An 18,960-nucleotide genomic window follows, 5' to 3' on the forward strand; every position below is an offset into this window, starting at 1 on the left:
GGCACGGAACAGAGGAGTCACCAGCGGTGGCAGAACAAGACATATCGGCCCGCCTCGTCGAACTGCTGACAGCGCGGGGCGAGCTGCTCGCCTCGGCCTGGGTGGAGGCCGTTTCCCGCACGCTGCGCGGACGCATCTCCCTGGCGGAGCTCGACCGCGAGCTTCACGACTTGTACACCGCACTGGTGGCAGGGATCCGTGAAGGCGGTTCCGACTGGCAGGGAGAGGCATACGCCGAGGTACGCGCGCTGCTGAGCGAGCTCTCCCGCGGCCGTGCCCGTCAGGGCTTCACTCCCACGGAGACCGCGACCAGTGTGCTGGCCTGCAAGGACATCCTCGCGCCGACTGCGGACACTCCGGCGGAGGACATCCACGCCTACCTGCAGCTGAGCAAGCTGGTGGACTCCCTCGCACTGTTCACCCTCGAGGTCTACGCGAAGACGCGTGAAGAGATCATCAGCGCTCAGGCAGAGCAGCTCATGGAGCTCTCCACGCCCGTCGTGAAGCTGTGGGACGGCGTGGTCGCCGTCCCGCTGGTCGGCACCCTCGACTCGGCCCGCACACAGGTGGTCATGGAGAAGCTCCTCCAGGCCCTTGTCGACATCAACGCGGACCAGGCGATCATCGACATCACCGGTGTGCCCGCAGTGGACACGGAGGTGGCCCAGCACCTGCTCAAGACCGTGGTGGCCGCCCGGCTGATGGGCGCGGAGTGCATCATCTCCGGCATCCGCCCCCAGATCGCCCAGACGATCGTCGCACTGGGCATCCAGTTCGGTGACATCGTCACGAAGGCGTCGCTCGCCGACGCCCTCAAGCACGCGCTGCGCAACAGCAGCACAGACCTCTCGATCAACGGCGGCCAGGCGTGACCGAACGCGTACCGGTCCTGAAGATCGGAGACGTCCTGCTGGTCTCCATCCAGGTGGACCTGGAGGACCAGATCGTCCTGGATCTCCAGGAGGACCTGGCTTCCCGGATCGTCGAGTCCGGAGCCAGGGGCGTGGTCATCGATATCACCGCCGTGGAGATCGTCGACTCGTTCGTGGGCCGCATGCTGGCAACCACCGCAGCGATCTCGCGCATGCTCGACGCCGAAACCGTCGTCGTCGGCATGAGGCCGGCGGTCGCCATCACGCTGGTGGAGCTCGGATTGTCGCTGGGTGGCGTGCGCACCGCTCTCACGCTGGAGAAAGGGCTGAACCTCCTGGCCCGGCCGGGCAACGACCGCCCGGCACAGCGATGAGCGGGCTCCCGCCCGTCCCCGGCACAGAGCACCAGACCATCACCATCGAATCCAACGACGACGTGGTAAGGGCCCGTCAGCTGGTGCGCGGCCTCGCCCAGCGTTGCAAGCTCTCCCTGGTCGACCAGACCAAACTCGTCACCGCGGCGAGCGAACTGGCACGTAACACTCTGGTCTACGGCGGCGGAGGCGTCATGCGCCTCGGCCTGGTCCAGCGGGACGGCCGGACCGGGGTGACCGCCGTCTTCGAGGATTCGGGTCCCGGCATTCCCGATATCGACCAGGCGATGACCGACGGGTGGACCAGCGGCGGCGGCCTCGGGCTGGGGCTCAGCGGGGCACGTCGTCTGGTCGACGACTTCACCCTGGAGACCGAGGTCGGCAGCGGCACCCAGATCGCGGTGACGAAATGGGCTCGCTGAACTCCGCGGTCGTGACCGCCGAGGACGTCGTATGGCTCCGTGACCAGGAGTCGTTCCCCGCCTCGGCCCGTATCGCCGCGGTGTCACTGGCCAGGCGGATCGGCTTCGACGAACACCGTTGTGCCGAGGTCGCCCTGGCAGTGAGCGAAGCAGCGACGAACCTGGGCAGGCACGCCGTCGACGGTGCGCTCCTGCTGCGCGTCGTTCGCACACCGCAGGACGCCGGACTCGAGTTCGTCACGACGGACGAGGGTCCGGGTATGACGGACGTGGCGAAGTCCCTGACCGACGGCACGTCCACCGCGGGGACCCTCGGCATCGGCCTCGGTGCCATCTCCCGTCTCGCCGACACCTTCGACCTGCACTCGCTGCCGGGCCGGGGCACGGTGCTGGCGGCTCGTTTCTGGATGAAGGCGGCAGCGAGGCGCACCTCCGAACTCGGGAATCCCGTGGTGGAGGGTCTGACGAGGACGATCGCCGGGGAGGACGTGTGCGGTGACGCATGGGCGGCCCGTCCGGGGGGCGTGCGGTGGGACGAGACGGCCCGGCCCGACGGCTCGGACGTGCAGCGAAGGACCGTTCCGGAGCTGCGGTCCGCCTCGGCCGACCCGCTCAGCTGGGCCCAGCTGACGGGTTTCCGGCCGGACGCCGCCGGCCCCCGGCAGCAGAACACCGGGCGGCTCGTGGATCCGGCGGTCTCGGACGAGGAGGCGCTCCTGGTGATGTTCTGCGACGGCCTGGGTCACGGGCCCCTGGCCGGCCGTGCCGCGCAGGCCGCGGTGGCCGCTTTCCGGAGCTCGACGGCGGAGCAGCCGGAAGCGATTCTCACCGCCATCCACAAGGCGCTGCGTGGCGGCCGCGGTGGTGCCGTCTCTGTCGTACGCATCGAACCACGGACGGGCAGCGTGTACTTCTGCGGCGTGGGCAACGTCAGCACCTTCGTCGTCGACCCGGTCTCCGGCACCCGCCGCTCACTCCTGTCGGCGCCCGGCATCGTCGGGCATCACATGCCGACCCTGCGGACGGTACGTCAGGATCTGCCTAGGGGCGCCGCCTTGATCATGCACTCCGACGGTCTCTCCGAGCGCTGGAAGGCGACGGCGATGCCCGGGTTCCTCGATCACTCCCCGCTGGTGGCCGCAGCCCAGCTTCTGCGTGAGGCCGGCGTGCGCCGGGACGACGCGGGCGTCGTGGTGGCGAAGGGGGCCTGGTGAACATTCCGACGGCCCAGGATGCCGTTCCTCTCGTGTCGCTCTCCCTCACCACGGAGCACGACATCTTCGTCCTTCGACGCAGCGGAAAGGCCGCCGCCGAGGCGCTCGGAGTGGAGAAACAGGACCAGATCCGTCTCGCCACCGCGTTGAGTGAACTGGGCCGGGATCTGCTGGCATCCTCCGAACCGGCAGTCACCTTCGGGCTCGTCCAGGGGCCGGATCCTGTGCTGCGCGTCTCCATGTTCTGGAAGGACGGCCACGGCCCTGGTCAGGAGTCGATGCTGGCGGCGGCCCGGCTCGTGCAGATTCACCACACGCCGTCACAGCGGACCCTGGTGATCGAACAGCAACTCACCGTGGACGCACAGACGCCTGAATCACTCCAGCACACGCGCGAACTGCTGATGGCCCACTCCGGGTCCAGCGTGTCCGAGGACGCACGCGCGCAGACCAGCGACCTGATCGCCGCGCTGGAGGAGTCCCGGGCGCAGCGAGAAGAACTGCGCCGGCTGAACGAGGAGCTCGAGGAGACCAACCGGGGCGTGGTGGCCCTCTACTCGGAACTCTCCGAGGAGCTCGAGGAGACCAACCGGGGTGTCGTCGCTCTCTATGCCGAGCTGGACGAGAAGTCCCGCCAGCTGCGCGAGGCCAGCGAAGCCAAGACGAGGTTCTGGGCCAACGTCAGCCACGAGCTGCGCACGCCGGTCAACTCCGTCGTGGGCCTGGCGCGGCTGCTGCTCGAGTTCGACGTGGAACGGCTCAACGAGGAACAGCGTCGGCAGGTCTCTCTGATCTCCGCCTCGGGGGCCACCCTGCTCGCCCTCGTCGACGAGCTCCTCGATGTCGCAAAGGCCGAATCCGGGCGGCTGGAGCCCAACTGGGCACCCGTCGACCTGCGCGTGGTACTCGGCCAGCTGCGGGGCACTCTGCGCGGATACGGTCACGGCAGGGACGTGGAGCTGATGGTCGCCGACCGGGATCTGCACATGGTGAGCGACGACGTCATGCTCACCCGGATCCTGCGCAACCTGCTGTCCAACGCCCTGAAGTTCACCGAGGCGGGGACGGTACGCCTCGATGTCGTCACCGAGAGCACAGCCGACGGAGACCATGTCCTCTTCACCGTCACCGACACCGGCATAGGCATCCCGGCCGAGGAACAGCAGCAGATCTTCGAGGAGTTCTACCAGGTGCGCGGCCCGCACCAGCGAGGCCGACCCGGCACCGGACTCGGCCTGCCGTACGCCCGCCGGCTGACCGGACTGCTCGGTGGCACTCTCACCCTGACCAGCAGCCCGGGGTCCGGAACCCGGGTCACCGTACGGCTGCCCGTGGGCCGCCCGGTGCCCGCCGCGGCGGGGGGCGGCGAGCCGGGACCACCGCTCGTCACCGTGCTGGTGACCGTGGACGACGACGACGCCTTTCGCGCGACGGTCCGGCCCGTTCTGGATCAGCTCGCACAACGGGTGGTCGAGGTGGACCAGGGCAGTCGTGCGGGTTCGGTCGTGCGCCGGGAGCGGCCGGAAGCCGTCCTCCTCGATCTGCACATGCCCGACCTCGACGGGTACGCCGTGCTCGCCGAGTTCGCCGGGGACCCCGACCTGCGAGAGATTCCCGTCGTCGTCCTCACGTCGGCGCCACGGGCGAGCCTGGACCATGACCGGCTCACACATGCGCGGGCGGTGCTCGGCAAGGCGACGCTGACGCTCTCACAGCTCGAATCGGCGTTCTCCGCGTTCACGCCGCACACGCAGGGCTCGGCGGGCAGGAAGGACATCACCCCATGAGCTCGCACCTGCGTCAGGACAGCGCCGTCGCGAAGGTGCTGGTGCTCGACGACGACGAGACGAAGCGCTACATCATCGGCAGCTGGCTGCGCAGAGCCGGTCACACCGTGGTGGAGGCCGTCGACGGTGCGGACGGCCTGGCGCTGCTCTCGGCGGCTGCCGACACCGAGCTGCCGGAGCTGGCCGTGGTGGATGTGAAGCTGCCCGACATGAGCGGCTTCGAAGTGTGCGAACAGATCAAGGCCGACCCGCGGACCGCCTCGCTCCCGGTCATCCATGTCTCGGCCACGGCCGTCGAGCTCAGCGACCGCACCCAAGGCCTGCACCGTGGCGCCGACGCCTACCTCACCGACCCGATCGCCCCGGACGAACTGCTGGCCACCGTCACCGCAGCACTGCGCTACGCCCGGGCCCGGCGTCGGGCGGAGCGGCTCGCGGCGCGGGTGGCCGCGCTGAACAGCAGCACCCTGGCCGTCTACGCCGCGAAGGACGGCAGGGCGTTCGCGGAAGCCGCTGCGGCCGGGGCGGCCACACTGATGGAGTCACCGGCCATCGCGGTCGCACTCAGTCCGGACAACCGCACTCTGTTCCTCGCCTCGACGAACGGCCGTGGACAGGCCGGCCGCCCTCCCAGGACCGCGGATTCGGACGTCACCGTCTCCCCCGAGGAACCACGGCTGCTCGACCTGCTGACCGACCAGGTCCTGGGCGACGGTACGGGCACCCACACCGCGGTCCTGTCCGGCGCGAACTGGCGGGCCCTCGTAGGTGACGAGGAAAGCAGCCGGGCCGATGTCTTTCCCCACGAGGTCGCCCTGATCCTGGCCCGCACGAAGAGGGGCCGTCCGCCCGTCGCCCTCGCGATCGACGCTACGGCGCTCGCCGAGGTGGACGACCGCGAGCTGCTCTCGCAGTTGGCACAAGCCTGTGCCCTGGCTCTCGAAGCACTGCGCTCACGCAGCGAGGAACACGCGCTCGTGCTCACTCTGCAGCGCAGCTTCCTGCCCGACAGACTTCCTGAAGTGCCCGGTGCGGAGCTGGCGGTGCGCTACCAGCCGGCCGCGGACGACGCGGAGATCGGCGGCGACTTCTACGAGGCGCTCGAAACTCCGGACGGCCTGCTGCTGGCCATCGGCGATGTGGCGGGGCACTCCCTCAAAGCGGCGATGATCATGGGGGAAGTCCGCCACGCGCTGCGGGCGTACGCCATCGAGGGCCACGATCCTCGCGCGCTTCTGGAGCGTCTGGACGCTCTCCTGGTGCGGCTTCGGCCCGCAATGACCGTGACCGTCTGCCTCGTGCTGGTGGAGCCAGGCGCACGCCGGATCCAGGTCGCGAACGCGGGCCACATTCCTCCCGTACTGCGGTATCCCGACGGCTCCACCCGCTACCTGACCGAGCACGGACCCCTGTTGGGGCTGAACCTGCCGCATCCCCCCGCTGTGGGTCACGACGTACCTGCGGACTCCACCCTCCTGCTCCTGACCGACGGCCTCATCGAGGTGCCGGGGGACGACCTCGACGACAGCCTGAACGAACTGGGCAGCAGCCTGTCCCGGGCCCCCGGGGAGGTGGAGGACCTCTGCGACGTGCTGCTGGACACCTTCGGCAAGGGGAAGACGGACGACATCGCTCTGCTCGCCGCACGCTTCCACTGAGGAAGGCGCAGGCCCCGGGAGCGCCGTCGGAGTCCTTGCGGGTGCGCCCGGGCATGACCATGGTGGTCCAGGGGGCGGCATCGGGGGGGCTTGCGGCCCCACGCCGCCTCTCCCGAGGGTCACATCCGCAGCCGGGCCTGTACCTCAGGCTCCGCAGCCGGGTCCGCGTCTCAGGTGGCGGCCGGTGCCGGGTGACTGTCGCGGCGGATCAGAGCGGCGTAGCGCCCGTCCTGTGCGAGCAGTTCCTCGTGCGTGCCGCGCTCGGCCGCACGGCCTTCGTCCAGTACGACGATCTGGTCCGCGTCCCGGACGGTGGAGAGCCGGTGCGCGATCGTGAGCGTCGTGCGGCCCTTCGACAGGGCGTCGATGGCTTGCTGCACGGCGTGCTCCGTACGGGTGTCGAGGGCACTGGTCGCCTCGTCGAGGATCAGCACGGGCGGGTCCCGGAGGATCGTGCGGGCTATCGCCAGCCGCTGCTTCTCGCCGCCCGAGAACCGGTACCCGCGTTCGCCGACGAGGGTGTCGTAGCCGTCGGGCAGTCCGGCGATGTGGTCGTGGATCTGCGCGGTGCGGGCCGCCGCCTCGATCTCCTCGTCGGTGGCGTCCGGTTTGGCGAAGCGCAGGTTGTCGGCGACCGAGGCGTGGAAGAGGTAGGTCTCCTGGGAGACCACGCCGACGGCCCGGGCCAGGGTGTCGAAGTCCAGGTCGCGCACATCGATCCCGTCGATCGTGACCCTGCCCGCCGTGACGTCGTACAGGCGCGGGACCAGGTAGCTGAGCGTGGACTTGCCCGACCCGGTGGGACCGACGACGGCGAGGCTGCTCCCGGCCGGCACGGTCACGTCGATGCCGCTCAGGGTCGGCCCGCTCTTCGCGTCGTAGCTGAAGGTGACGTCCTCGAAGGCGATCTCGCCGCGGATCCTCCCCGGTCGTACGGGGTGCTCGGGCTCGGTGATGTCCACCTCGAGATCGAGGTACTCGAAGATGCGCGCGAACAGGGCGAGGGACGTCTGCATCTGCACCCCGGTGGAGAGCAGGCTCACGGCCGGGCGGAACAGACCCTGCTGGAGCGACACGAAGGCGACCAGGGTGCCGATGGAGACGGCTGTGGCACCCGACTGGAGGGTGAGGCCCGCTGCCCAGTAGATGACGGCGGGCATGGCGGCCATCACGATCCCGATGGTCGACATCCGCCAGCGCCCCGCCATGCTGGAGCGCACCTCGAGGTCGACCAGGCGCTCGGACTCCTCGGAGAAGGCCTTGGTGAGGGATTCGGAGCGGCCCATGGTCCGGCCGAGCAGGATGCCGCTGACCGAGAGCGATTCCGTGACCGTGGCCGCCATCGCGGCCATCTGCTTCTGGCGCTGGGTGGTGATCTTCTTGCGCTCCCGGCCGACGCGACGGCTGATCCAGACGAAGACGGGGAGCAGGAGCAGCGAGACGACGGTCAGCCGCCAGTCCAGCGCGAGCATGGCGACCACGGTGGCGATGACGGACGTGAGGTTGGAGACCAGGGAGGTCGCGGTCGAGGTGACCGTCGCCTGCATCCCGCCGATGTCGTTGGCGATGCGGGACTGGACCTCGCCCGTGCGGGTCCGGGTGAAGAAGGCGAGCGGCATCCGCTGCAGCTGGGTGTAGACGGCGGTGCGCAGGTCGTGCATGACGCGCTGGCCGACCGTCGTCGAGATCAGGGTCTGGACGACGCCGAAGACACTGTTCGTCACGGCGGTGAGGATCATGCCGAGCGCGAGCAGCGCCAGCAGTCCCGTGCGGCCCTGCGGGATCGCGGTGTCCAGGATCTCGCGGAGCAGGAACGGGGAGGCGACCGAGACCAGGGAGGAGGCGCCGACCAGCAGTCCGACGACGGCGAGTCTGCCTCGGTAGGGACGGAACAGACGGAAGATGCGGCGCAGCTCGGCGGGCGGCTGTCCGGCGTCCGCGGCTGGAGGTGTCCAGGCGGGTTCGTCGGGTTTCATGGGCTCCTTCGGGAGTGTGCGACGGGAGGGGCACTCGGGCGTCCGGCCGCTGTCGTGGAGCTTCAGGAGCCGGAGGGCGATCCGATGTCTGAGAGCCTAGCTCATTGTTACCTCTACTCACAATGAACGAGGTCCTGATATTGTTCCCTCATGGACTCCCCCGACTCCGACGGCATGCTCGCCGAGCAGCTGCTGCGGCTCACGCGCCGTCTCCAGCGCATCCAGAGCCGGCAGCTGGAGCCGATCGGTATCACCCCCGCCCAGTTCCGCCTGCTCCGCACGACCGCGCACTACGACGGCCCGCCCCGGATGGCCGATCTCGCCGAGCGCCTCGACGTGGTCCCCCGGGCGGTGACCACCCTGGTCGACGGCCTGGAGGCGAGCGGGCGGGTGCGGCGTGTGCCGGATCCGGCCAGCCGCCGGGTGATCCGTATCGAGATCACCGAGGAGGGCCGGGCGGTGCTCCGTTCGATGCGCGACGCGCGGAAGGCGGCCGCGGAGGAGATCCTGGCTCCACTGACCGCCGAACAGCGTGAGGTGCTCGGCGGGCTGCTCACCGCTCTGGTCGACGGGATGCCGGAGCGCCGCCGCTGCTGAGGCAATCGGTGCGGCCACCGCACCGCACCGTCGAGGGGATCCTGACATGCCGCTGCTGGAGCCGAAGCCGGAAGCCCTGCGCCCCCTCACGGCACGAGCGCCGTCCCCCGATCGGGTGCCCGGCTGGAAGGCGTCGGGGACCCCGGCGGAGCTGCGCGCCGCCCTGACCGCTCTGCTCGGTCCGGAGAAGGTGCTGTGGAAGGTCTCCGACCTCGTGCGGTACGCCTCCGATGCCAGCCCGTACCGCTTCCTGCCGCAGGTCGTGCTGGTACCCGAGGACCTCGACGACGTCTCGGCGATCCTCTCCTACGCCCACGGCAACGGCCGCGGCGTGGTCTTCCGCGCCGCCGGGACCAGCCTCAACGGCCAGGCGCAGGGCGAGGACATCCTCGTCGACGTACGCCGGCACTGGACGGGGATCGAGGTCCTGGACGACGGCGCGCGGGCCCGCGTCCGGCCCGGTACCACCGTGATGCGGGCCAATGCCGCCCTCGCCCGGCACGGCCGGATCCTGGGCCCCGATCCTGCGAGCGCCATCGCCTGCACGATCGGTGGTGTCGTGGCGAACAACGCCTCCGGTATGACCGCGGGGATCACCAGGAACTCGTACCGCACGGTCTCCTCGCTGACCTTCGTCCTGCCGAGCGGCACGGTGGTCGACACCGGGGAGGCGGACGCCGACGAGCAGCTGCGTCACGCGGAACCCCGTCTGTGCGACGAACTGCTGGCCATCAAGGCGGAGATCGAGGCCGATGGGCCGCTCACCGCCCGGATCCGCGCCAAGTACGAGATCAAGAACACCAACGGCTACCGTCTCGACGCGTTCCTCGACGGGTCGACCCCCGTGGAGATCCTGCGGGGCCTGATGGTCGGCTCCGAGGGCACGTTCGGCTTCATCTCCGAGGTCGTCTTCGACACCCTGCCCCTGGACCGCCATGTCTCCTCCGCGCTGCTGTTCTTCCCCTCGCTCACGGCGGCAGCGGCGGCGGTGCCCCGGTTCAACGAGGCGGGAGCGATCGCCGTGGAACTGATGGACGGCAACACCCTGCGCGCCTCGGTCCGGGTCGAAGGCGTCCCCTCCGACTGGGCGGCCCTCCCGCAGGGGACGACTGCGCTCCTGGTGGAGTTCCGTGCCCCGGACGAAGGATCGCTGGCGGCCTGCGAGCAGGCCGCGGCCTCGGTCGTCGCGGACCTCGACCTGGTGGCTCCGGCCGTCTCCGTCACCAATGAGTTCACCCGGGACGCCGCCACCGTCTCCGGGTACTGGAAGGCGCGCAAGGCGTTCGTGACCGCGGTCGGCGGCTCCCGCCCCTCGGGGACGACGCTGATCACCGAGGACTTCGCCGTGCCACCGTCGCGGCTCTCGGAGGCGTGCGAGGCCCTGCTCACCCTCCAGGCCGTCCATGGGTTCGACGCCGCTGTCGCCGGTCACGCGGCACACGGCAATCTGCACTTCCTGCTCGCCTTCGACGCCGCGAAGCCGGCCGACGTCGACCGGTACGCCGCGTTCATGGAGGAGTTCTGCACGCTCGTCGTCGACCGGTTCGACGGTTCGCTGAAGGCCGAGCACGCCACCGGCCGCAACATCGCACCCTTCCTGGAAAGGGAGTGGGGCACCTCCGCGACCGAGCTCATGTGGCGTACGAAGCAGGCGATCGACCCCGACGGAGTCCTGGCGCCCCGGATCGTCCTGGACCGGGACCCTGCGGCACATCTGCGCGGGCTCAAGACCATTCCCAGGGTCGAGCCGGTCGCCGACCCGTGCATCGAATGCGGGTTCTGCGAACCGACCTGCCCCAGTGAGGACCTCACCACCACGCCGCGTCAGAGGATCGTGCTGCGCCGGGAGATGATGCGGCAGCCGGGTGGCTCACCGGTGGAGGCGGGGCTCCTGGACGCCTACGGCTACGACGCGGTGGAGACCTGTGCGGGCGACTCCACGTGCAAGCTGGCGTGTCCGGTCGGCATCGACACCGGGGCGATGATGAAGGACTTCCGCCATCACCGGCACTCCCCGCGAGAGGAGCGGGTCGCGGCCCTGACCGCGCAGCACTTCAAGGTCGTCGAGGCCTCGGCGCGGATCGCCGTCGGCCTGGCCGACGCCCTCACCCGCCGCACCGGCGACCGGCTGCTCGGAGCCGTCACCCGGCTCGCCCGGAAGGCGGTCCACCCGGATCTGATGCCGGAGTGGCTGCCCGAGATCCCCGGCGCCGCCGACCGCGTCCTGCCGCCCACCTCCCGCACGGGAGCGAGCGCCGTCTACTACCCGGCCTGCGTGAACCGCATCTTCGCCGGCCCGCGGGACGCGGGGGCGCTGTCCCTCGCCGAGTCCGTCGTCTCCCTGTCCGCGCGGGCGGCCAGGCCCGTGTGGATCCCCGAGGACGTCGCGGGGACCTGCTGCGCGACGATCTGGCACTCCAAGGGGTACGACGTCGCCAACGCGGTCATGGCCAACCGCATCGTGGAGGCCGCCTGGGGCTGGACCGCCGGCGGTTCACTCCCCCTGGTGGTCGACGCGTCGTCGTGCACCCTGGGCCTGGCGCACGAGGTGGTGCCCTATCTCACCGAGGAGAACCGGGCGCTGCACGGAGAGCTGACCGTCGTCGACTCGCTCGTCTGGGCCGCCGACGAGCTGCTCCCCTCGCTGACCGTGTTCCGCAGGACCGGTTCCGCCGTCCTGCATCCCACCTGCTCGATGGAGCATCTGGGCGACGTGGCCCATCTGCGGGCGCTTGCCGAGGCGTGCGCCGACGAGGTCGTCGTGCCGGACGACGCGGGCTGCTGCGGCTTCGCCGGCGACCGCGGCATGCTGCACAAGGAGCTCACCGACTCGGCGACCGCCAAGGAGGCGGCGGAGGTCGACACCCGGGCGTACGACGCCTACCTGTCGGCGAACCGGATGTGCGAGATCGGGATGGACCGGGCTACCGGCCACCGCTACCACTCTGCGCTCATCGAGCTCGAGAGGGCGACCCGGCCCGCCCTCTGACCGGAGGACCGGAGGATTCGAGGGCCCGAGGACCCGAGGACCCCGAGGTCGTCGACGATCCCCGAAGCCCCGAAGTCGTCGACGAGCCCGAGGCCCCGGACTCGTCGACGACGGTCCGCGGAATAATCGGTTGCCCCGGACGAGGCCGGGAAGCGAACCTTGCACGGTTTGGTCCCCCCACTGTTCCTCGAGATCCGCCACGGGTCTCCGCTTCCGATTCTTGGGACGTCATGCAGATTCGCGATCTTCCGTACTCGGATCCCGGCGATCCCGATGTACGGTCAGGCCCCCGTTTTCTGTTCTGGCTGGGGCGCAGTCAGCTCACCGGCCAGCTCAAGTCCCTTGCCTGGGGGCTGCTCCACCACTGCGCGATCGCGGGCCTCCCGCTCGCCGTCGGCCTGGCGGTGCAGGCCGTCATCGACCGTTCCGGCCGGGGCCTCGCGACGGCCGGCGTGCTCCTCGTCGTCCTCGGCATCCTGATCGCCGTGGGCGACACCATGCTTCACCGGACGGCGGTCACCAACTGGATCACCGCCGCGGCCCGGGTGCAGCAGCTGCTGGCCCGCAGGACGGCAGAGCTGGGCTCCGCACTGACCCGGAGGGTGGCGGCCGGTGAGGTGGTGGCCGTCTCCACCGGTGACGTCGAGAAGATCGGCTGGTTCGTCGAGGCGCTGTCGCGCTTCGTCGCCGCCGCCACCGCACTCGTACTGATCTGCGTCGGGCTGGTCTTCTACCTGCCCTCACTCGGTGTCCTGGTCGCCATCGCCACCCCTGTCCTGGCGCTGGCCGTGCTGCCGCTGCTCCCCCGGGCCACCCGCCGGGCGGATCAGCAGCGTGAGAAGGCGGGCCGGGCCACCGAGCTGGCCTCCGACACGGTCGCCGGGCTGCGGGTGCTGCGCGGCATCGGTGGCGAGGAGCTGTTCCTCGACCGCTACCGGCGTGCTTCCCAGGAGGTCCGCAAGGCCGCCGTGCGCAGTGCGCGGATGTGGGCGCTCATCTCCGCGATCCAGGTGTTCCTGCCTGGAGTGCTGCTGATCTCGCTGGTCTGGTACGGCGCGGCCCTGGCCCGTGACGGCCGGATCGACGTCGGACAGCTGGTCACCGTGTACAGCGCGGCGACCCTGATGCTCTTCCCCCTGCGCAACGTGGAGGAGATCGCCATGGCGTACTCCTTCTCCCGGCCGTCCGCCCAGCGCGCGGTCCGCGTGCTGTCGCTGCGCCGCACCACGCGAGCCCCGGCGGCGGATGCCACCGCTGCCCGGGGGGATCTGTACGACCCGGTGACCGGACTCATGGCGCCGCAGGGCCTGTTCACCGCCGTGGTCTGCGGGGATCCCGACGAGGCGGGGCGGTTGGCGGAACGGCTCGGCGGGCACGCCGAGCCGGACGAGGGAGCCGAACCGGTCCCCTCGGTACTGCTCGGCGGTGTGCCGCTGGACGAGCTGCCGATCGACGCGGCACGGACCGCGGTGCTGGTGCAGGACAAGGACCCGGTGCTGCTCTCCGGCACGCTGCGGGAGCTGCTGGACGTCCCGTCCTCGGGCGGCGTGACGGCCGGGGAGGCGCTCGCCGCCGCCCGGTGCGGTGACGTGCTGGACGCGCTGGCCCAGGCGTCCGTCGACGCGGACGGCGACCCGATGAACACCCGGATCACCGAGCGCGGCAGGTCGCTGTCCGGCGGGCAGCGGCAGCGGCTCGCCCTGGCCCGTTCACTGGTCACCGCCCCGGAGACGCTCGTACTCGACGAACCGACGTCCGCCGTGGACTCGCACACGGAGGCCAGGGTCGCCGCCGGTATCGAGCAGCTGCGCCGGGGCCGTACGACAGTGGCGTTCGCCTCCTCCCCGCTGTTGCTGGACCTCGCCGACCGCGTCGTGCTCCTTCACGGGGGCACGGTCGTGGCGGCGGGCACGCACCGCGAACTGCTGCGGGACGAACCCCTGTACCGGGCGGTCGTGACCCGCGAGACCGAGGACGAGGCCACGGCCGCACAGGACGGACTCACCGCGATCGACGGCCTCCGCCGGGCCAGGTCGGTCGAGGAAATCGAGGAGACAGCATGATCGGCCTGGCACCACCGCAGTACGACCCCGCCGCGCCGGAGTCGGCCACCACCCTGCCGGTCGGTACGCCGACGACCGTACGGGCGTACGTACGCGCTCTGCTGCGGCGTCACCGCACCCCCTTCGCGTTGCTCATCGCGGTCAACGCGGTCGCGGTGATGGCGTCGATCACCGGCCCGTACCTGCTGGGCGGACTGGTCGAGGACCTCTCGAACGGAGTCACCGACCTCCATCTGGAGCGCACCGCCGCGGTGTTCGCGCTGGCGCTGGTCGTACAGACCGTGTTCACGCGGACGATGCGGATCCGCGGAGCCGTGCTCGGGGAGGAGATGCTCGCCGATCTGCGCGAGGACTTCCTCGTGCGGTCGGTCGGACTGCCGCCGGGCGTCCTGGAGCGTGCCGGCACCGGGGATCTGCTCTCCAGGATCACGACGGACATCGACCGGCTGGCCAACGCGATGCGTGAGGCCGTTCCGCAGCTGGCGATCGGTGTGGTCTGGGCCGGACTGCTGCTCGGCGCCCTGACCGTCACCGCACCGCCGCTGGCACTGGCCGTACTGATCGCGCTTCCGGTGCTGGTCGTCGGCTGCCGCTGGTACTTCCGGCGGGCGCCTGCGGCGTACCGCTCGGAGGCGGCCGGTTACGCGGCGGTCGCGGCCGTGCTCGCCGAGACCGTGGACGCCGGGCGGACCGTGGAGTCCCACCGGCTGGGGGCCCGCAGGGTGGCGCTGTCGGACCGGCGGGTCAAGGAGTGGACGGCCTGGGAGCAGTACACCCTGTTCCTGCGCTCGGTTCTCTTCCCGGTCATCAACACCACGTACGTGACGATCCTCGGCGCGGTCCTGCTGCTCGGCGGCTGGTTCGTGATGGAGGGCTGGATCACCGTCGGGCAGCTGACGACGGGGGCGCTCCTGGCTCAGATGATGGTGGACCCGATCGGTCTGATCCTGCGCTGGTACGACGAGTTGCAGGTCGCGCAGGTGTCACTGGCCAGGCTCGTCGGCGTACGGGAGATCGAGCCCGACGCGGGCGACGACCTCGTCGGTCCCGACGGCCGGGAGGTGAGGGCCGAGGAGGTCCGCTTCGGCTACCGCGCGGGCGTCGACGTCCTGCACAAGGTGTCGCTGGACGTCGCCCCCGGCACGCGGCTGGCTCTGGTGGGTCCTTCCGGGGCGGGCAAGTCCACGCTGGGAAGGCTGCTGGCGGGGATCTACGCTCCCCGGGCGGGTTCGGTCTCGCTGGGCGGCGCCGAGTTGTCCCGGATGACGGCGGAGCGGGTACGGACCCATGTGGCTCTCGTCAACCAGGAGCACCACGTGTTCGTGGGGTCGCTCCGGGACAATCTCCTGCTCGCCCGTACGGGTGCCGCGGACGCGGAGCTGTGGGCTTCGCTCGCCGCGGTGGACGCGGACGCCTGGGCGAAGGCCCTCGACGAAGGGCTGGACACGGAGGTCGGCTCGGGCGGCCTGGCCCTCACTCCGGCGCAGGCGCAGCAGATCGCGCTGGCCCGCCTCGTCCTGGCGGACCCGCACACGCTGGTGCTGGACGAGGCGACGTCTCTGCTCGACCCACGGGCCGCCCGTCATCTGGAGCGCTCGCTGGCACGGGTGCTGGACGGTCGTACGGTCGTGGCGATCGCGCACCGGCTGCACACCGCGCACGACGCGGATGTGATCGCGGTGGTCGAGGACGGCAGGATCAGCGAACTGGGCAGCCACGACGATCTGGTGGCCGCGGACGGCGCGTACGCGTCGCTGTGGCGCTCCTGGCACGGCTGAGCCGGTGCGGGGCCGGGGGCGGACGCGCTCCCGGCCCGCCCTTCCCCGGGCGCAGGGGCGCACCCGCCGGACGGCGGGTGCGCCCCTGCGCCCGCCGGTCTCCCGTCATGTACGGGCCCTGCACGCATGCCGCCGTCCCGTTCCCGCACACGCCGCACGCGCCGCACAAGAGGCGAACTCAGCGCCCGCCGGTGAGGATGAAGGGTGACTGGCCCCGGATACGGGGCAGGCGAGCGATGACCGCGTAAGCCCGAGAAGGGACGCACACCGTGGCACGACCCAGGATCCTCGTTGTCGGCGCCGGCTTTGCCGGGGTCGAGTGCGTGCGCCGGCTGGAGCGCAGCCTCGCCCCCGGTGAGGCGGACATCGCGCTCGTCACCCCGTTCTCGTACCAGCTCTACCTGCCGTTGCTCCCCCAGGTCGCCTCCGGGGTGCTCACCCCCCAGTCGGTCGCGATCTCCCTGCGCCGGAGCCGGCGCCACCGCACCCGGATCGTGCCGGGCGGGGCCATCGGAGTGGATACGAAGGCGAAGGTCTGCGTGGTCCGCAAGATCACGGACGAGATCGTGAACGAGCCGTACGACTACATCGTGATGGCCGCCGGCAGTGTCACCAGGACCTTCGACATCCCGGGCCTGGTGGACAACGCCCGGGGCATGAAGACCCTGGCCGAGGCCGCCTACATCCGGGACCACGTCATCTCCCAGCTCGATCTGGCCGACGCCAGTCACGACGAGGAGGAGCGGGCGTCCCGGCTGCAGTTCGTGGTGGTGGGCGGCGGGTACGCCGGTACGGAGACGGCCGCGTGCCTGCAGCTGCTCACCAGCAACGCCGTCAGGCACTATCCCAGGCTCGATCCCAAGCTGATCAAGTGGCATCTGATCGACATCGCGCCCAGGCTGATGCCGGAACTCGGCGACAAGCTCGGCCTCAGCGCGCTCGAGATCCTGCGCAGGCGCGGCATCGAGGTCTCGCTCGGCGTCTCTGTGGCCGAGGCGGGGCCGGACAAGGTGACTTTCACGGACGGCCGGGTTCTGCCCTGCCGCACACTGATCTGGACGGCCGGAGTCGCGGCGAGTCCGCTCGTCGCCACCCTCGACGCCGAGACGGTACGCGGGCGGCTGGCGGTGACACCGGAGATGAAGCTGCCCGGTGCCGACGGTGTGTTCGCGCTCGGCGACGCGGCGGCGGTCCCGGACCTGGCCAAGGGAGACGGAGCGATCTGCCCGCCCACCGCTCAGCACGCCATGCGACAGGGCCGCAAGCTGGCGGACAACATCATCGCGTCGCTGCGGGGCCGCCCGCTGCAGCCTTACGTCCACAAGGACCTCGGTCTGGTCGTGGACCTCGGTGGACGCGACGCGGTGTCGAAACCCCTGGGCATCGAGCTGAGGGGCATGCCGGCGCAGGCCGCGGCGCGCGGCTACCACTGGGCGGCGCTGCGGACGAATGTGGCCAAGACCCGGGTCATGACCAACTGGCTGCTCAACGCGATCGCCGGTGACGACTTCGTGCGCACCGGCTTCCAGGCCCGTAAGCAGGCCACCCTGCGCGACTTCGAGTACACCGACGCCTACCTCACGCCGGAGGAGATCCGCGCGCACACCGCCGGCGCGGACGCCCGCGGCTGAACGTTCCGTTCCGGCCCCCTCCCCCGGCCTCCGCCGCGCGGGCGGGGGCCGGCGTCACGTCCGGCAGGAGAGGACGGTGTCGACCGTGTCCGCCTCCTGAGGGCCCTTGTCCTCGCGGTAGCGCAGGACCCGGGCGAACCGCAGCGTGACTCCTGCCGGATAGCGGGTGGAGCTCTGGAGTCCGTCGTAGGCGATCTCCACGACGAGTTCCGGGCGCACCGTCACCACGTGTCCGTCGTCGGCCGTGGCCAGTTGCCGCAGCCGTTCGGTCTGCCAGCTGAGCATGGCGTCCGTGAGCCCTTTGAAGGTCTTGCCCAGCATCGCGAAGGTGCCGTCCTCCCGGCGTGCCCCCAGATGCAGGTTGGAGAGCCTCCCGGTGCGTCTGCCGTGCCCCCATTCGGCGGCCAGCACCACGAGGTCCAGGGTGTGCACGGGTTTCACCTTCAGCCAGGAGGCACCCCGGCGGCCGGCGCTGTACGCCGCCGTGCCGCCCTTCACCACGACGCCCTCGTGCCCGCGGGCCAGTGTGGCCTCGGAGAACTCCGTCGCGGCCTCCCGCTGCGACTCGTCCGCGGGATCGTCCACGACGAAGCGCCGTACGCGCATGTCTTCGGGGACCAGTGCGGCCAGTTCCTGGTGGCGCTCGGTGAAGGGGAGGTCGAGGAGTTCACGTCCGTCGACGGACAGCGCGTCGAAGAAGACGGGGACCACCGGGACGGCGCCCGCCGCGGTGGCGACGTCGCGCCGGGACCCCACCCGGCCGGCGGTTTCCTGGAACGGCCGGGGCCTTCCGTCGTCCCCGAGCGCGATCACCTCGCCGTCGAGGATGAACCGTTCGGCGCGCAGGCCCGTCACCGCCGTGGTGAGTTCGGGAAGGCGGTCGGTGATGTCGTCGAGCGCCCGGGTGTAGGCGCGCACCCGCTCCCCGTCGCGGTGCACCTGCACGCGGATGCCGTCCAGCTTCTCCTCGACGACGCAGGGCCCCAGCCGGTCGATCGCCTCGGCCACCGTGCGGGCGGTGTGGGCCAGCATGGGCTGGACCGGACGGCCGACGGTGAGCCGGAAGGAGGCGAGCGCCCCCGGGCCCTCGGCGAGAAGCGCGCGCGCGACGGGCCCGAGCGAACCGGCGAGCATGACGGCGCGGCGTGCTTCGGCGCGCGGGGCTCCGGCGGCGTCGGCCAGGGCGTCGACGGCGACGGCGTCCAGCGCTCCCTGGCGCACCTCTCCGGTGAGCAGCCCGCGCAGGAAGAACTGTTCGTCCGCGGTGGCCGCGCCGAGCAGCCCCACCAGGCGCTCCTTGCGGGCGGCCTGCGATCCGGGGCCGGTCAGGGCGCCGATCGCCGTGAGCTCCGCGTCGGTCTCGGTGACGGTCAGCGTGGGTTCACCGGCGGGCGTCACCGGAACGCGCAGTGCGCTCCATCCGATTCCGAGCCGCCCCTGCGGGAGGCGGCCGGCGAGATAGGGGATGACGACCGGGACGTCGTCCGGCCCCGCCTCCCGGAAGAGTCCGGCCAGCAGGGCGGTCTTCCGGGTCCGGGCCGTCGTCGCGGCGACTTCCAGGGACACGTGGGCGAGCCGGGCGAGCAGCATGCCGCCATG

13 protein-coding genes are annotated in these 18,960 nt (G+C 71.0%); 11 read left to right on the forward strand and 2 right to left on the reverse strand.

What is annotated here, in order from left to right; translation table 11 throughout:
* The first annotated feature begins 26 nt into the window (after nucleotides 1-26).
* From OO67_RS16620 to OO67_RS16645, 6 genes are read left to right on the forward strand one after another with little or no spacing between them, the layout of a single operon-like run.
* Nucleotides 27-872 carry an STAS domain-containing protein gene (locus OO67_RS16620; RefSeq protein ID WP_033300949.1) on the forward strand — a complete coding sequence of 282 codons (846 nt, stop codon included), beginning with the start codon at nucleotides 27-29 and terminating at the stop codon, nucleotides 870-872.
* Entirely contained in the window at nucleotides 869-1,246 is a 378-nt protein-coding gene (locus OO67_RS16625) for an STAS domain-containing protein (protein ID WP_033300951.1), read from the forward strand. The genes OO67_RS16620 and OO67_RS16625 overlap by 4 nt, the downstream gene beginning before the upstream one ends.
* Nucleotides 1,243-1,668: an anti-sigma regulatory factor gene (locus tag OO67_RS16630; protein ID WP_033300953.1), complete on the forward strand. Its 426-nt coding sequence runs from the start codon at nucleotides 1,243-1,245 to the stop codon at nucleotides 1,666-1,668. The genes OO67_RS16625 and OO67_RS16630 overlap by 4 nt, the downstream gene beginning before the upstream one ends.
* Complete coding sequence (locus tag OO67_RS16635; protein ID WP_033300954.1) at nucleotides 1,656-2,882, forward strand: ATP-binding SpoIIE family protein phosphatase; 1,227 nt, start codon at nucleotides 1,656-1,658, stop codon at nucleotides 2,880-2,882. Before OO67_RS16630 ends, OO67_RS16635 begins: the two co-directional genes overlap by 13 nt.
* Nucleotides 2,879-4,669 (forward strand): ATP-binding response regulator, encoded by a 1,791-nt coding sequence (locus OO67_RS16640; protein WP_033300955.1) that lies wholly within the window; start codon nucleotides 2,879-2,881, stop codon nucleotides 4,667-4,669. Before OO67_RS16635 ends, OO67_RS16640 begins: the two co-directional genes overlap by 4 nt.
* Nucleotides 4,666-6,327, forward strand: coding sequence for a fused response regulator/phosphatase (locus tag OO67_RS16645; RefSeq protein ID WP_033300956.1), 1,662 nt, complete (start codon nucleotides 4,666-4,668; stop codon nucleotides 6,325-6,327). The genes OO67_RS16640 and OO67_RS16645 overlap by 4 nt, the downstream gene beginning before the upstream one ends.
* 170 nt (nucleotides 6,328-6,497) lie before the next feature.
* On the opposite strand, the gene OO67_RS16650 is transcribed toward OO67_RS16645, so the two are convergent.
* Nucleotides 6,498-8,303: an ABC transporter ATP-binding protein gene (locus tag OO67_RS16650; RefSeq protein ID WP_033300957.1), complete on the reverse strand. Its 1,806-nt coding sequence runs from the start codon at nucleotides 8,301-8,303 to the stop codon at nucleotides 6,498-6,500.
* Between the two features lie 150 nt (nucleotides 8,304-8,453).
* On the opposite strand from OO67_RS16650, the gene OO67_RS16655 reads away from it, so the two are divergent.
* The 5 genes from OO67_RS16655 to OO67_RS16675 all read left to right on the forward strand — a co-directional run bounded on the left by OO67_RS16655 (nucleotide 8,454) and on the right by OO67_RS16675 (nucleotide 17,361).
* Nucleotides 8,454-8,900: a MarR family winged helix-turn-helix transcriptional regulator gene (locus tag OO67_RS16655; protein ID WP_033300959.1), complete on the forward strand. Its 447-nt coding sequence runs from the start codon at nucleotides 8,454-8,456 to the stop codon at nucleotides 8,898-8,900.
* Nucleotides 8,901-8,946: 46 nt separating this feature from the next.
* On the forward strand, nucleotides 8,947-11,889 hold the full coding sequence (locus tag OO67_RS16660) for an FAD-binding and (Fe-S)-binding domain-containing protein (RefSeq protein ID WP_033300961.1): 2,943 nt from the start codon (nucleotides 8,947-8,949) through the stop codon (nucleotides 11,887-11,889).
* A gap of 230 nt (nucleotides 11,890-12,119) precedes the next feature.
* The gene (locus OO67_RS16665) at nucleotides 12,120-13,952 is read left to right on the forward strand and encodes an ABC transporter transmembrane domain-containing protein (RefSeq protein ID WP_033300964.1); all 1,833 of its coding nucleotides are present in this window, start codon (nucleotides 12,120-12,122) and stop codon (nucleotides 13,950-13,952) included.
* Nucleotides 13,949-15,730 (forward strand): ABC transporter ATP-binding protein, encoded by a 1,782-nt coding sequence (locus OO67_RS16670; RefSeq protein WP_033300966.1) that lies wholly within the window; start codon nucleotides 13,949-13,951, stop codon nucleotides 15,728-15,730. The genes OO67_RS16665 and OO67_RS16670 overlap by 4 nt, the downstream gene beginning before the upstream one ends.
* A gap of 269 nt (nucleotides 15,731-15,999) precedes the next feature.
* Nucleotides 16,000-17,361, forward strand: coding sequence for an NAD(P)/FAD-dependent oxidoreductase (locus OO67_RS16675; protein ID WP_033300968.1), 1,362 nt, complete (start codon nucleotides 16,000-16,002; stop codon nucleotides 17,359-17,361).
* Between the two features lie 54 nt (nucleotides 17,362-17,415).
* On the opposite strand, the gene OO67_RS16680 is transcribed toward OO67_RS16675, so the two are convergent.
* Nucleotides 17,416-18,951: an ATP-dependent DNA ligase gene (locus OO67_RS16680; protein WP_033300970.1), complete on the reverse strand. Its 1,536-nt coding sequence runs from the start codon at nucleotides 18,949-18,951 to the stop codon at nucleotides 17,416-17,418.
* Nucleotides 18,952-18,960 lie beyond the last annotated feature (9 nt).

Origin of the sequence: Streptomyces atroolivaceus, from assembly GCF_000717025.1 — a bacterium.
GTDB classification, from domain to species: domain Bacteria; phylum Actinomycetota; class Actinomycetes; order Streptomycetales; family Streptomycetaceae; genus Streptomyces; species Streptomyces atroolivaceus.

Excerpts from the sequence above, each read along its gene's own strand:
- OO67_RS16630 (WP_033300953.1), top strand. The coding sequence starts at position 1,243 with ATGAGCGGGCTCCCGCCCGTCCCCGGCACAGAGCACCAGACCATCACC.
- OO67_RS16635 (WP_033300954.1), top strand. The coding sequence starts at position 1,656 with ATGGGCTCGCTGAACTCCGCGGTCGTGACCGCCGAGGACGTCGTATGG.
- OO67_RS16645 (WP_033300956.1), top strand. The coding sequence starts at position 4,666 with ATGAGCTCGCACCTGCGTCAGGACAGCGCCGTCGCGAAGGTGCTGGTG.
- OO67_RS16650 (WP_033300957.1), bottom strand. The coding sequence starts at position 8,303 with ATGAAACCCGACGAACCCGCCTGGACACCTCCAGCCGCGGACGCCGGA.
- OO67_RS16655 (WP_033300959.1), top strand. The coding sequence starts at position 8,454 with ATGGACTCCCCCGACTCCGACGGCATGCTCGCCGAGCAGCTGCTGCGG.
- OO67_RS16660 (WP_033300961.1), top strand. The coding sequence starts at position 8,947 with ATGCCGCTGCTGGAGCCGAAGCCGGAAGCCCTGCGCCCCCTCACGGCA.
- OO67_RS16665 (WP_033300964.1), top strand. The coding sequence starts at position 12,120 with ATGCAGATTCGCGATCTTCCGTACTCGGATCCCGGCGATCCCGATGTA.
- OO67_RS16670 (WP_033300966.1), top strand. The coding sequence starts at position 13,949 with ATGATCGGCCTGGCACCACCGCAGTACGACCCCGCCGCGCCGGAGTCG.
- OO67_RS16680 (WP_033300970.1), bottom strand. The coding sequence starts at position 18,951 with ATGCTGCTCGCCCGGCTCGCCCACGTGTCCCTGGAAGTCGCCGCGACG.